Annotated in this window: 10 protein-coding genes and 1 pseudogene; 1 reads left to right on the forward strand and 10 read right to left on the reverse strand. The window is 50.2% G+C overall.

Annotated elements, in window-relative coordinates:
• Window positions 1–296 precede the first annotated feature (296 nt).
• From B5F77_RS11525 to B5F77_RS11565, 9 genes are all read right to left on the reverse strand, one after another.
• Window positions 297–965 (reverse strand): bifunctional 4-hydroxy-2-oxoglutarate aldolase/2-dehydro-3-deoxy-phosphogluconate aldolase, encoded by a 669-nt coding sequence (locus B5F77_RS11525; RefSeq protein ID WP_087330958.1) that lies wholly within the window; start codon window positions 963–965, stop codon window positions 297–299.
• Between the two features lie 20 nt (window positions 966–985).
• On the reverse strand, window positions 986–2,008 hold the full coding sequence (locus tag B5F77_RS11530; protein ID WP_087330906.1) for a sugar kinase: 1,023 nt from the start codon (window positions 2,006–2,008) through the stop codon (window positions 986–988).
• A gap of 3 nt (window positions 2,009–2,011) precedes the next feature.
• Window positions 2,012–2,932: a 5-dehydro-4-deoxy-D-glucuronate isomerase gene (gene kduI / locus B5F77_RS11535; protein WP_087330908.1), complete on the reverse strand. Its 921-nt coding sequence runs from the start codon at window positions 2,930–2,932 to the stop codon at window positions 2,012–2,014.
• Between the two features lie 6 nt (window positions 2,933–2,938).
• Complete coding sequence (locus B5F77_RS11540; RefSeq protein WP_087330959.1) at window positions 2,939–4,327, reverse strand: PTS transporter subunit IIC; 1,389 nt, start codon at window positions 4,325–4,327, stop codon at window positions 2,939–2,941.
• 11 nt (window positions 4,328–4,338) lie between these two features.
• A complete protein-coding gene (locus B5F77_RS11545) occupies window positions 4,339–5,556 on the reverse strand; it encodes a DUF4861 domain-containing protein (protein WP_239446329.1) in 1,218 nt (405 codons plus the stop codon).
• A 9-nt stretch (window positions 5,557–5,565) separates the two neighbouring features.
• Window positions 5,566–6,360, reverse strand: coding sequence for a gluconate 5-dehydrogenase (locus B5F77_RS11550; RefSeq protein WP_087330962.1), 795 nt, complete (start codon window positions 6,358–6,360; stop codon window positions 5,566–5,568).
• A 204-nt stretch (window positions 6,361–6,564) separates the two neighbouring features.
• Window positions 6,565–7,797, reverse strand: coding sequence for a DUF2264 domain-containing protein (locus B5F77_RS11555; RefSeq protein WP_087330911.1), 1,233 nt, complete (start codon window positions 7,795–7,797; stop codon window positions 6,565–6,567).
• A gap of 4 nt (window positions 7,798–7,801) precedes the next feature.
• Window positions 7,802–9,004, reverse strand: coding sequence for a glycoside hydrolase family 88 protein (locus B5F77_RS11560; protein WP_162607992.1), 1,203 nt, complete (start codon window positions 9,002–9,004; stop codon window positions 7,802–7,804).
• A gap of 364 nt (window positions 9,005–9,368) precedes the next feature.
• Complete coding sequence (locus tag B5F77_RS11565) at window positions 9,369–9,971, reverse strand: master DNA invertase Mpi family serine-type recombinase (protein ID WP_087330913.1); 603 nt, start codon at window positions 9,969–9,971, stop codon at window positions 9,369–9,371.
• Between the two features lie 169 nt (window positions 9,972–10,140).
• On the opposite strand from B5F77_RS11565, the pseudogene B5F77_RS16125 reads away from it, so the two are divergent.
• A pseudogene (locus tag B5F77_RS16125) lies at window positions 10,141–11,244 on the forward strand (glycoside hydrolase family 88 protein); the annotation flags it as partial.
• A 1,763-nt stretch (window positions 11,245–13,007) separates the two neighbouring features.
• Here B5F77_RS16125 and B5F77_RS16010 read toward each other — a convergent pair.
• Window positions 13,008–13,565, reverse strand: a complete 558-nt coding sequence (locus B5F77_RS16010; RefSeq protein ID WP_239446330.1) for a hypothetical protein — start codon at window positions 13,563–13,565, stop codon at window positions 13,008–13,010.
• Window position 13,566: the final 1 nt, after the last annotated feature.

Raw genomic sequence — 13,566 nt, forward strand, 5'->3', positions numbered from 1 at the left:
CTAAAATCAAGCTCTTCAGAGCAAACCTCAGAGGGGTTGCAGACAAGAAGTTCTTCTTATTCCGTATTGCAAAACTATATGCATATCCCCACTAAATTTCTACTGAGCCGCATTGGGATGTGAATGTTGCACAGTTCAATTGCGGTTATACGATAGACCCCACGTACGGTGGTGTGGGAGGTCGGAAAACGAAAGTAGGAAGAAAACCACTTCGTTTTCCTCCTACTTGATTATTGGTAATTAAGGAAATAAGAAATTATCCATTACGATACATCCTTATCCCGGTTGTTCTTCTACTAAGAACGGATTTTCTGAATCATCTCCAGTGTGTTCCGGCATTGAACCGTAATGCCAGCCCAGTCGGAAGCTGCGATTGTAGCTGAGGGGAAGAGTTTAGAACCCATTCCGACACAGAATACGCCGGCACGAAACCAAGCCGTCAGGTTCTCTTCTGTAGGTTCGACGCCTCCTGTAACCATTAACTTCGACCAAGGCATTGGTGCACGAAGCCCTTTGACAAACTTCGGTCCCAACACATCTCCTGGGAAAATCTTACATACTTGGCAACCTGTTTCTTGCGCCGCGCTCACCTCCGAAACCGTTCCACATCCCGGTATATAAGGAACTGAACGACGGTTGCACACCTTTGAGATTTCCGGATTAAACATGGGACCTACTACGAAATCGGCACCCAATTGCAAGTAAAGCACGGCTGTAGGTGCATCGACGACCGAGCCCACGCCCAAAGCTAACTCCGGGCACTCCGTGTGTGCAAAACGAACCACTTGAGCGAATACCTCGTGGGCAAAATCGCCTCGGTTTGTAAACTCAAACACACGGACACCCCCTTCATAACAAGCCTTTACGACTTGTTGGGTTATTTCAACCTCTTTATGATAGAAAACAGGTACCATTCCCGTCTCTTTCATTTTATTCCAAACAGCTAATTGATCAAATTTTGCCATAATCATGTTTTTATATCCGTTTATCTCTGTACCCTTCCGGAAGCGTCGCCGCTAGCCAAAGCTTCGACTTCGGTTGTTGAAACCATGTTAAAATCACCTGGGATCGTATGCTTCAGTGCCGATGCAGCTACGGCAAACTCCAAGGCTTCGGCTTGCGTCTTTTGGGTCAGTAACCCATGAATAATACCACCCGAAAAAGAATCGCCACCACCTACACGGTCTACTATCGGCGCAATGTCGTAATGACGCGATACATAGAACTCTTTCCCATCATAAATCATGCCTTTCCAACCATTTTGCGAAGCTGAATAAGATTCGCGTAAGGTGGAAATCACATATTTGAAGCCAAACTCCTCGGCCATTTGACGGAAAATTCCTTTATAACCTTCTGCATCCGTTTGTCCAGCCTCTACATTAGCCTCTGGCTTGAAACCTAAACAAAGTTCAGCATCCTCTTCATTACCGATGCATACATCCACATATTGCATTAAGGGGCGCATGACGGATTGCGCTTTTTCCGATGACCATAGCTTCTTGCGGAAATTCAAGTCGACGGAGACCATTACACCATGACGTTTAGCAGCCTCGCAAGCCAGACGCGTAAGGACAGCCGCTTTATCTGAGATGGCTGGTGTAATACCCGACCAATGAAACCAATCAGCTCCTTTCATAATGGTATCAAAATCGAAGTCGACTGCCTCTGCTTCGGCTATTGATGAATGGGCACGGTCATAAATTACTTTGCTTGGACGCATAGCTGAACCGCTTTCCAAATAATAGATGCCAATTCGGTCTCCACCTCGCGTGATATAATCCGTATGCACGCCAAATCGACGTAAGGCATTTACCGCTGCTTGCCCGATTTCATGCTTGGGGAGTTTCGTAACAAAATAAGCTTCATGGCCATAATTTGCACAACTAACGGCTACGTTCGCTTCACCTCCACCATACACGACATCAAACGAATCCGACTGTATGAACCGACTATGTCCAGGAGTCGAGAGGCGAAGCATGATTTCTCCTAATGTAACTATCTTACCCATCGTTTATCTCATTTCTGTATAAGGAATCTTGTCCATATCATTGTAATCCAGATTTTCGCCAGCCATGCCCCAAATGAACATATAGTTGCTCGTACCGGCAGCTGCATGGATAGACCATTCGGGAGACATGATGGCCTGTTCATTCGACATCCATACGAGACGTTCCTCTTTCGGTTCTCCCATCAAATGACAAATGCGATTTCCCTCAGGTACGTTGAAATAGAAATAAGCCTCGATGCGGCGGCTATGTGTATGAGCAGGCATCGTATTCCACACGCTGCCCGGCTTCAATTCCGTCAGTCCCATTTGTAATTGGCAAGGACCCTCTTCCAACACGTTCGCCACGATAAGCTGATTGATGACGCGGTCATTACTTTCTTCCATTTTTCCGGCGGGAAAAGAATTAGATTTCAAGGTGCCCTTACGTCCATCGATAGTCACCAATTGGGTCTTATACTCTTTGTGTGCGATGGCCGAATTGATGTAGAACTTAGCAGGATGGTTGGCATCTTTACTCTTGAACGTCACCTTTTTCTTTCCACGGCCTACATATAGAGCCTCTTTAAAGCCCAGCGTATACTCTTGGCCATCGACCGTTACGACACCTTCGCCTCCGACATTGATCACACCCAATTCGCGATTGAACAAAAAGTAAGGAGCTTTCAACGGGTCGATTGTTTCGAGAGACAATTCCTTGTTTACCGGTACGGCGCCACCAAAAATGAAACGGTCGTACATTGAATAGGTGACATTGATTTCATCCGCTACCATTACGTTTTCCATCAGGAAGCTACTGCGAAGACGATCCGTATCGTACGTCTTCACGTCTTGCGGATTACAAGCTACTTGCATCCGATAATTTACTTGTGCATTCATTGTTGCCGCTAATGATCCAAACATCATTGCTAGAATTAATTGCTTCATATTTGTTTATTTATTCGTTTCATTATGATTCACTTGTTTCGACAGCTTCACGATACGCCGATGGTTCACCCAAACCATCAGTGCCGTGAACAACACCAAGGCCGCCGGCCCAACATACTTGACAGTTATCACCAAATGATAGATAATCCAAGCAAAGGGGCTGGAAGCAAAATCCAACGATGCGGCATATTCGAATCCATCCGGAATCTTTACGGCCGCATCTTGCGTCATCTCGTATACATCTTGAGCCGCTAGCGTAAAGGCGGGTGCCAGGTTGGTCACGAAATAGACCCCAATCACCAATACTACCAATCCGATGACGAACGTCTTGAACACATTTCCCTTTGTGATAGGCAATACCAATGGAAAGAGATAGAACATGCCTGCCAACGACGCCAAAGGAAGGAACTCATTCCCTGGCAAAATTACAGAAAGAAATATAATTACCGGTATTAAAAGCAGAGAAACTACCAACGTGGCAGGATGACCGATCACCAATGCCGGGCTCATACCAATATTTAATCCTGCCGCATTCTTGAATTTCTTGGCAATTAATTGACGCGTGGCATCCGAGATGGGCATCAAGCCTTCGATAAACAAACCGGTAATGCGCGGAATCAGTTCCATGACGGCACCCATCTGTACACCCAACATCAATATCTTGGGCAATTCGTATTGGGCCAGCAATCCCACCAAGCAACCGACGATGACACCCAGAAACAGCGGTTCGCCTAACAACCCAAAGCGTTTCTTCATGCCCTCTGCATCAATCTGTATTTGATTCACACCCGGTATTTTGTCTAATAGCTTGTTTATGGCCAGGGCAAAGGGGACGAAGCCCGCACAGAAAGGTTGGGGAATGGATATGCCATCCATTTTCTCGTAGAACTGCTGGAATTGATTGGAGGTCAAATCGGCTATCACCAACGTTAGGATATAACAAATCACCGCAGCAAAGAATCCCCATAAGATGTCATCACATACGAAGTAGACAATCGCCCCGATAAAGGCAAAATGCCAATAGTTCCAAAGGTCGATGTTTACCGTGCGTGTTGTCCGCGTGAGCAGCATCAAGAGATTAACACCCAAACAGACCGGAATGATGAAGGCGCCCACGGTCGTATTGTAGGCTATACTGGCTGCGGCTGGCCATCCCATATCGAATACGCCTAATTGCAAATGGTATACCTCGACCACATGGTTCAGCGCTGGACCCAAGGCTGAGGTGAGCAGTGCGGTTACAATGGATAGCCCCACAAAACCGACACCCACCAAGAGTCCGCTCTTAATCGCTTTCCCTAATTTCACCCCGATGCAAATGCCCAGTATCGTAAAGATAATCGGCATCATCACAGGTGCTCCTAATCCTAAGATATAACTGAAGACTTGTTCCATTTCCTCTATATTCATTTAATGTTCAGTTGTAACGGTTGTGCCAGGCAACGGGCATAATGGGTTAGGTAGTCGCACCAGGCTTCCATCGTCGGGACTCCCGCTTTGCTCCAACCGCTTCCCCAATAATAGCAGAAGGTGGTACCCGGTTTATAGGTACTGAAGCCTAATACATGCCCTTTGTCCACACAGGCCTCTTGCAAGGTGTCGGCAAAGACAACTCCTACGTAAATAAGCCCATTCCCTGCCTGTGTATTGTTGGTAGAATCCGCATACGCCAAGTAGCGTTTTGCCTGGTCATAGCGATATCCATCGGGGTTTTCGGGGTGGAGCACGATACCGGCTACTACCTCAGTTGGTTGGGAGAGGTGTTCATACGTGACCTCTGTCCGGTTCAGATGCGAACCAGCATCCAAGGTAATAACGCGCGTTTCCACCACGGCTGTATCTCCTTTTAGGGTCGTCGGTGGGAATGTCAATCGGACGGTAAAGCGTAACGGCCCGTTATCTATGATCTCGTAAGATTCGTAGCAGTAGGGATAGACAATGGCTGAATCGACCCAGAGCGCGGACGTACCACCACCTAACGTAGGTCCTACGTTGTAGCAATCCATGCCGTTGCCGTGGTCGATATGATACGAGATGGCACGAGCCAAGCTATCTGCCTTTGCCTTCTCGCCTGCTTTATACCAAGCGGCTATTTGGGCACGTGCTTCTTTGTTTAATTCCAGGGCATAGCGTTGCTCTAATACCGGTTCTGTTACGTTCTTCACCAGGATATCATATCCGTATGCCTTCTCTCCGGTGCGTTGCAAGGCCGGCCCATAGGCTCGATACCCGGATTTGTCGTTTTCCCAGGCGATGTCGTCCAGCCGTTCGGGGTAATGCTTTCCACAGGCGACGGGTTGTACGGGCGCGGGCGTGCCAGGCATCACCTTATAAACTGCCTTCCCATGTGCCTTCAAGGAAACGGGGAAGATAACCTGCTGGTTTGCCAGTCGTTGGTAGGGTATCTCTTGACCTGCTTCGTCTTGGATCCGGAATCCCTCGGCCATCCAATCATACTGTGCCACCATTTCCGGATACGAGAACTCCACCATCTCGTTTGTCCGGTCCCAATCAGAGGGGTTCGAGACAATAAGAGTCGGCTCGCTGGGAGCGCACCCTGTCAGGCATCCTCCACCCAACAGGCCTGCGATTCCCATCATGTATAGCTTATTACACAACCTCATATCTCCTCTTTACTTAGGCTGCTTGCCGATATAGGCAAGGATGCCTCCGTCTACATATAATATATGTCCATTCACAAAGTTTGAGGCATCCGAAGCGAGGAACACAGCCGGTCCCATCAAATCCTCTGGCGTACCCCATCGCGCTGCCGGTGTCTTCGAGATAATGAACGAATCGAATGGGTGGCGCGAACCGTCGGCCTGCTTCTCACGAAGGGGGGCGGTCTGTGGTGTGGCGATATATCCCGGACCAATACCATTACACTGAATGTTATACGCTCCGTATTCCGAGGCGATATTACGCGTGAGCATCTTAAGACCTCCCTTGGCTGCAGCATAGGCCGAGACTGTCTCGCGCCCCAGCTCACTCATCATGGAGCAGACATTGATAATCTTACCATGCCCTTTCTTTATCATACCGGGGATGACGGCCTTCGAGACGATGAACGGTGCCGTCAGGTCGATATCTACCACTTGGCGGAACTCTTCTACCTTCATCTCTGTCATGGGAATACGCTTGATGATACCGGCGTTGTTCACCAAAATGTCAATCACACCCAAATGCGCTTCGATATCGGCCACCATCTGCGCTACTTCCTCTTCCTTCGTGACGTCGCAAATATAACCCCGTACCGGGATACCCAGCCGTGCATATTCCGCTTTGGCCGTTTCCAAATGCTCCGTACTACGGCAATTAAAGGCTATCTGCGCCCCTGCTTCGGCCAAGGCTTGTGCGATGGCGAACCCTATGCCATAAGCGGCTCCCGTTACCAAAGCCACTTTTCCTTTTAATGAGAAATTTACCATATTCATTTCCTGTTTGTTATGTTACTTTTTTCTTTGTTTAATCCTTGCGAAGCCCGGCGCAAAATGCCTGTTTTATTTTGCGCACGACCTCTCCACCGCTCGGTGTACGACCTCTGCACCGCATTGTGCACGACCCCTGCACCGCTCGGTGTACGACCCCTGCACCGCTCGGTGTACGACCCCTGCACAACTTTTCAGCGGTTATTATTTCCGTAAAGAGACGTGCCCGTCTATCGGAAATTGTTGGCCACTCCATGCCTTCTGCGAAGTCCACGGTTCAGCCGGGTCTGTCCAGAAAGGATGGCTGGCGGGCAATCCCAGGGGCAAATATACTAAAGAAGTCATATAAAGACTACCGTTGTTAGTATAATAATTGGCTAAATTAGGTTGATGTCCGGCAAACCCCAAGGCCAAATAACCCTTTTCATTGAAATTGCCTTCTACAGCGAACATGTTTTGCATTACCTTCGTCAGCGCTGCACGCACCTGTCCGTTCGAGATGTTTTCCGGCATACCATATTTCCAAGCCGCCAAAGCCAGCGTCTGGAAGACACCCATACGGTAGGTGATAGAACGTCCCACAGCCGGGAAAGTACCTTCTGGCGAAATGAGGCGTTCCAAAATCGTATTGAAGCGTTGCATCCGCTTAATGGCTAATTCGGAGCTAACCATGGTCCAGAACTTCTTCGCCTCCAGTACTTCAAGTACCTCGATATACATCGGGTGCATGACAAACGAGTTGTAGTAATCGAAGGCAAACTCCGGTCCGTCTGAGTAGAATCCGTCGCTCAGGTACCATTCATTAATCTTGTTCGTAGCTACCGTCAATACATACTCGTCGGCCTCCTCGTCAATCGAGAAGAGGAATGCCTCAATCATGGCGCGAAACAGCAGCCAGTTGTTATAAGCCGGGCGAATCGTACGCAATCCCTTGAAGCAAGCCACGTAGCGTGCCTGCGTCTCCGGGTCGAGCTTCGCCCACGTAGCTTCCGGCGCACGGAGGAAACTCTCGGCCAGATACGCCGCATCTACCAACGTCTGCGAGGAGGTGCCCTTCCAAAGCAAGTAGTCCGGACTGGCTGGGTCTACCGCATTTTTATAGGACAACAACGCCCATTCGCGAAGCTGCTTGCGCATCCGTCCCTCTTCCGTCCCCTCCTCATCAGGCAGGGCGAGCCACGGCGTGATGCCTGCCATCAAGCGGCCGAAGGTCTCCATATAGGCGACCCGCTTATCACGCCCGTCCCACGTGGGACTGAACTCCATCTGCATGTTCTTTTGCAACTCACCCTTGCTCATGTTTTCCAACACGGGACGGGCAATTTTGTAACACATCTCCGCCCATACCTGGCGGTCGTTTGCCGGTTCGGCGGCCCAGCTCCAGCCTGCCCAGAGGCATAGCCCTGCAAGAAGGGCCATCAATCGATTCTTCTTCATGGTTTTACTTCTTTTCTATGTCTTGTTTTCGTTTTAATGCTTCCAGGTAATAATAGTCTGCGTAATTGAGAGGCACATCGATTTCACTGTGATGCGGAATGCTACCCACACTGTGCATGAGGATGAAACGGCCATTCTCGCCCAAGGGTGCTGTATATGCAGGCGAGGCCAACGACTGCATCATGCTGTCCGCATAAGCCTTGTAGGAGGCAGCATCCGGTACGTCAAAGGTACTAATTTCATACAACGCGGAAGCGATAACCGACGCCGAAGAGACATCACGCGGCTCGTCGGGAATCTTCGGTGCATCCATATCCCAATAAGGAATCAAGTCCGCCGGCATGTGTGGATGATGTTGCATAAAGCGGAAGGTCTTCAGCGCTTGGTCCAGGTAACGACGGTCACCCGTCTCGCGGTAACACATCGCATAGCCATAGATGGCCCAAGCCTGTCCGCGCGACCACGCTGATTCATCCGCATACCCTTGGGCTGTCTGACGATGGCGTACCGTACCATCCGCGATGCTGTAATCAATCACATGATAACAACTGCCATCGGGACGGAAATGCTCCTGCATCGTGCGGTCGGCATGCGACACGGCTATCTTATAATAGGTCGAATCGCCCGATAGCTTCGTCGCTTCAAAGAGGAGTTCGAGGTTCATCATGTTATCAATAATCACCGGACACTCCCAGCCACGCTGTGCCTGCCAGCTATTACCCGTGACGTTCCAGCTCTGGATGACACCCGGTTTCGCGTGGAAGCGAGTGCAAAGCGACTTAGCTGCCTGTATCATTACGTCTTTATAGGCTTCCTTCTTAGCTAACCGGAGCCCATTGCCATAGCTACAGTTAATAATAAAACCGATGTCGTGGTGCCACGTGAGGTGCTTAGCCTCATCGAGTGCCTCTGTGTATTTCTCGGCCAATGGAAGGAGTATCGTATCCCCCGTCAACTCATACAAATACCAGACACTACCAGGAAAGAAGCCACTCCGCCAATCGGCATAGCCACAATAATAGACCTTCCCCTCCGGTGTCAATGTCACCGGATTCAAGAGTTGACCACTTGCTTCGATCGTATCAATTTCCAATCCGATTTGCGCCCGGGCATTCTCTACCGCCTGCACGTTCCACGGTTCTTCCGCCACAGGCGCTCCTTTGTTCGTACATTGCAGGCATAAAACGAAGCCTGCCATCGCCACCATTGCTGTTAGTACGTTTCTTGCTTTCATATCTTTTGTTGTTTTATCTTTTTAGATTGCAATATTAGTCCTTTTTGCAAAAATAACGGATTATCCTTATTCCGACCCGTAAGATTTGTCCAAAAATTGTGTCATTATTATCCAAACTTTTGGAAATACCGAAGGAAAGTTTCGGAGACAGGCAGGAAAACTTTCCGACGTGCCGATGCTTTCTTTACGTATCGTCGATATTTCTTTATCTTTAGGCTAAAGATATATACATATCGTCGATATTTGTATAAACATCGACGATACGTGAAGAAAAGATAGTTAGGAACGGAAGTTTTCTTGCCTATGTTGGGAACTTTTCATAGGCAGAAAAATAAGTTTAGCCACTTGTGTTGATGCGTTTTAAATGCCTGTTGAGCGTGTTATAAGAGCATTTCAGGCGTCGGCAAATCTCGGCTTTCGACTTTCCTTTCGTAATCATTTCGCGAATAAGTTCCTCTTTTCCGGATAGTTTGAATTTGGATATCGATTGTCCGTGCCTACGTCCGAGTTTCTTGCCTTCGGCTTTGCGCCGAGCCCAACCTTCGCGCGTTCGTTGGCTAATCAATTCCCGCTCGATTTGCGCCACCAATCCGAAAGCGAACGCCAGTATTTGTGAATTGATGTTATCGTCCAATACATAATCTTCCTTAATGGCCCGAACAGCCACCCGTTTCAAAATGCAAATATTTAACACGCCCATGATTTCCATCAAATTGCGTCCCAGGCGGCTTATCTCGGAAAGAATCAGCGTATCGCCCTTTTTCAAGCGATTCAATAGCTTTCCCAATTTGCGATCGCGGGCGGATTTGGTGCCTGAGACGGTTTCGCTTACCCAATGATCCACCTTGAATCCTTGTGCCCGTACATATCTCTCAATCTCGTAACGTTGGTTCTTGACCGTCTGCTTGCCGGTCGAAACCCGGATGTATGCGTATACCATATTCTATATAGATTTATATTTCACTTTAAACGTCCCTCTAAAATGAAATACCTCCTTGCCAAATCCTTATAAATAGATAATTACTATCGTTTTTTTGGACGATTATGGCTTCTTTTTCTCCTTTTTGATGCGTATTTTTGCAAATAGAATCAAAAAAAGCATAGGACAAATGAAGAAACTTATTCTTTTGCTGGGGCTCTTGGCGGGTTCTTGGATGGCTTGGGCCGAGCAACCTCTCACGAAAGCAGACGTAAGGCAGACGATGCGACGCGTGGCCGATTGGCAAATCGCCCATATTGGCGCCTCGCCTCATGGGGAACTTAATTGGGTGAACGCGACATTTTATTTAGGATTAAGCCGCTGGGCGGAAATCGCCGAAGATGTGAATGGAGACGATACCTACTATAAGTGGCTCCGACGATTAGGGGCACGAAATTATTGGCAAGTGGACCAACGGATGTATCATGCGGACGACGTGTGCATCGCCCAAACCTACCTCGACCTTTATCGGAAATATCGAGACGAAGCGATGTGGATTCCGACTCTGGCGCGCACGGAATGGGTCATGGCGCACCCTTCGTCCGGTTCGTTTGCGCTGGATTATGCAGATGCCCGCACGTTAGAACGTTGGACATGGTGCGATGCCCTCTTTATGGCGCCTCCGGTGTATGCCCGGCTCTATGCATTGACCGGCGATAAGTCCTACCTCCGCTTCATGGATAAGGAATACAAAGAGACCTACCAGCACCTCTTCGATAAAGAGGCGCATCTTTTCTATCGAGACCATCGCTACATCGGACAAAAGGAAGCGAACGGCGAGAAGGTGTTTTGGAGCCGGGGCAATGGTTGGGTTGTCGGTGGATTGGTGGAAATCCTGCGCGTCCTTCCAGAAGAGGACAAGAAATACCGCCCCTTCTACGAGCAATTGTTCGTCGAGCTTTGTACCCGTATCCTGGAGCTGCAACAGGCGGATGGTTTCTGGCGGGCGAGTCTCTTGGACCCGGATTCCTATCCTTCGCCCGAAACGAGCGGGACGGGATTCTTCCTCTATGGTTTTGCATACGGTATCAACCAAGGTCTATTGCCTCGGGATAAGTTCATGCCCGCGTTGGAAAAGGGATGGCGTGCGATGTGTTCGGTCGTAGACGAAGACGGGCGGCTGGGATTTGTCCAACCAGTCGGAGCCGATCCGCGGAGCGTATCGCGCGAGATGACCGAATCCTACGGGCCCGGTGCTTTCCTCTTGGCCGGAAGCGAAATCTACCCGATGGCCAGTGACGAGCTGGCTTTCCATACCATCTCGCCGGAACGCGTGCGGGAAATCGCCTCCATGCTTCCGGATAAACCCGAAGGCGTGGGCGTTACTTACAAAGACCGTACCTTTTGGAGGCAAATCGCTGCCCTGCCTGAAGCGCAGGCTTTGTTGGAAGAGGCCAACCGGAATCTGGCGGAAGGAATGCCTCCCTTTGTCGATTCGCTCTATCTCCACCTGAACAAGACGGGCGTCCGCCTGCCAGGGGAGAACATGATGAATGCCCGCTATTATTATGTCTTCCGCCTGGCGTTGGCCGAGTGTATCGAGAACAAAGGGCGCTTCACGAAAGCTATCCGGAAAGGCATTGAGGAGCTGTGTGCCCAGAAGCCCTGGTCTATCCCGGCGCACGACCGCAACCTGAACAATTACTACGGGCGGGATTATTACGTGGATTTGGTGGTCGCTACCTCAGGGAATAGCCTGGCTCAATGCCTCTACCTTTTAGACGACAAACTTCCGGCCGAGACGCGCGCCTTGGCCATGAGCGCCTTCCGCGAGAAGGTATTCCGCCCTGTCGTCCGCTGTCTGGAAGAGACGGAACCCTTCTTTTGGTTCACGGTGACGAACAATTGGAACTCGGTTTGTCTAGCGGGTGTCACCGGCGCTGCATTGGCCCTTCTCCCGGACAAAGAGGAGCGAGCTTACTTCGTGGCGATGGCCGAGAAATACCAGGCGTATGGCATGAAGGGCTATGCCGACGATGGTTATTGCAGCGAGGGCGTGGGTTATTACAACTATGGCTTTGCCGCTTATCTCTTGCTACGCGAGGAGGTGTGTCGCGCCACGCAAGGGCAAATCGATTTCTTCCGCCTCCCGAAGTTCGTCCATTTGGCGCAATATGGGAAGAATATCCAAATCCTGAACGGGGTTTGCCCGGCCTATTCGGATTGTCGGATTGGCATGACTCCCGCTTCGTTCGTGACGGATTATTGTGCCCGTGCCTTGGGCATGGAAACATCGCCCGTCCGTTACCGCGTCCCTGCGATGACGGATAATTTCTCTTTGCACCTCATTTATCTGTTTCCCGCCCCTGCTTGGACGATTGACATGACGCCCGAGATGACCGAGGCCCTGAAAGAAAGTTCCGACCCGCTCCATACGCTCTATCCGTTGGCGGAAATCTTCCTCGCCCGCCCGGCGGAGGGGACTGCCTGCCGCATGGGCATTTCCTTTAAGGCGGGACACAACGGCGAGAGCCACAACCACAACGACGTAGGCTCGTATTGCGTGGTCGTGGGGCAGGAGACGATGGCGGGCGATATGGGCGGTCCCTTCTCGTATCCGGGTGATTTCTTCGATAGCGATGCTTACAAGTATCCTATTAAGAACTCCTTCGGGCATCCGCTGCCTGTCGTAGACGGCCACTTACAGCAGGAAGGGAAGAGGGCGAAAGGGCGAATCCTTAGCCTGGAGACCGGCTCCGTCGTGGATAGCGCCCGGATAGACCTCGCTGCTGCCTATCCGCAAGTCGACGCGCTCCAAAAGCTCACCCGCACTTTCCTCTACGACCGTACCGGAAAAGGAAGTTTCCAGGTTGCGGACCAATTTTCGGCTCAACAGCCGATTACCTTCGAAACAGCCCTCACGACCCGCGCCGCTTGGAAGCTCCTCTCCGACACGCAGCTCGAACTCACCTCCGGCGAAGAGACGCTCCGCGTGCAAATCGAGGCTTCCGCGCCTGTCCGCTTCTCGGCCGACACGATTGAAGTGAATTGCCCGCCCTACACGCGCATCGGCATTGCCCTGAAAGGGAAGGCGAAGGAGGGCTTTATCCGCCTGCTCCTGCTCCCGAGGGAATAAAAAGTCTCTTTCATATCCCTCTTGGGGTGGACTGATATGAGCATGTCCTCTTTCATATCTCTCTTGGGGTGGACTGATATGAGCGTGTCCTCTTTCATATCCCTCTTGGGGTGGACTGATATGAGCGTGTCTTCTTTCATATCCCTCTTTGGGTGGACTGATATGAGCGTGTCCTCTTTCATATCCTTCTTGGGGTGGATTGATATGAAATACTCCTCCGGTGTGTTCCCGTTCGGGAAGGGGAACACAAAGAGATGTTCCGGTGTGTTCCCCCTCAGGAGGGAGAACACAAAGAAATGCTCCGATGTGTTCCCCTTCAGGAGGGAGAACACAAAGAAATGCTCCGATGTGTTCCCCTTCAAGAGGGAGAACACAAAGAGATGCTCCGATGTGTTCCCCTTCAAGAGGGAGAACACAAAAAGATGCTCCGGTGTGTTCCCATTCGGGAAGGGGAACACACCGGAGGTTTCCGGAAGCAAT

The organism is Parabacteroides sp. An277 (assembly GCF_002159645.1).
GTDB lineage: Bacteria > Bacteroidota > Bacteroidia > Bacteroidales > Tannerellaceae > Parabacteroides.

Excerpts from the sequence above, each read along its gene's own strand:
- B5F77_RS11525 (WP_087330958.1), bottom strand. The coding sequence starts at position 965 with ATGGCAAAATTTGATCAATTAGCTGTTTGGAATAAAATGAAAGAGACG.
- B5F77_RS11530 (WP_087330906.1), bottom strand. The coding sequence starts at position 2,008 with ATGGGTAAGATAGTTACATTAGGAGAAATCATGCTTCGCCTCTCGACT.
- kduI (WP_087330908.1), bottom strand. The coding sequence starts at position 2,932 with ATGAAGCAATTAATTCTAGCAATGATGTTTGGATCATTAGCGGCAACA.
- B5F77_RS11540 (WP_087330959.1), bottom strand. The coding sequence starts at position 4,327 with ATGGAACAAGTCTTCAGTTATATCTTAGGATTAGGAGCACCTGTGATG.
- B5F77_RS11545 (WP_239446329.1), bottom strand. The coding sequence starts at position 5,556 with ATGAGGTTGTGTAATAAGCTATACATGATGGGAATCGCAGGCCTGTTG.
- B5F77_RS11550 (WP_087330962.1), bottom strand. The coding sequence starts at position 6,360 with ATGGTAAATTTCTCATTAAAAGGAAAAGTGGCTTTGGTAACGGGAGCC.
- B5F77_RS11555 (WP_087330911.1), bottom strand. The coding sequence starts at position 7,797 with ATGAAGAAGAATCGATTGATGGCCCTTCTTGCAGGGCTATGCCTCTGG.
- B5F77_RS11560 (WP_162607992.1), bottom strand. The coding sequence starts at position 9,004 with ATGGTGGCGATGGCAGGCTTCGTTTTATGCCTGCAATGTACGAACAAA.
- B5F77_RS11565 (WP_087330913.1), bottom strand. The coding sequence starts at position 9,971 with ATGGTATACGCATACATCCGGGTTTCGACCGGCAAGCAGACGGTCAAG.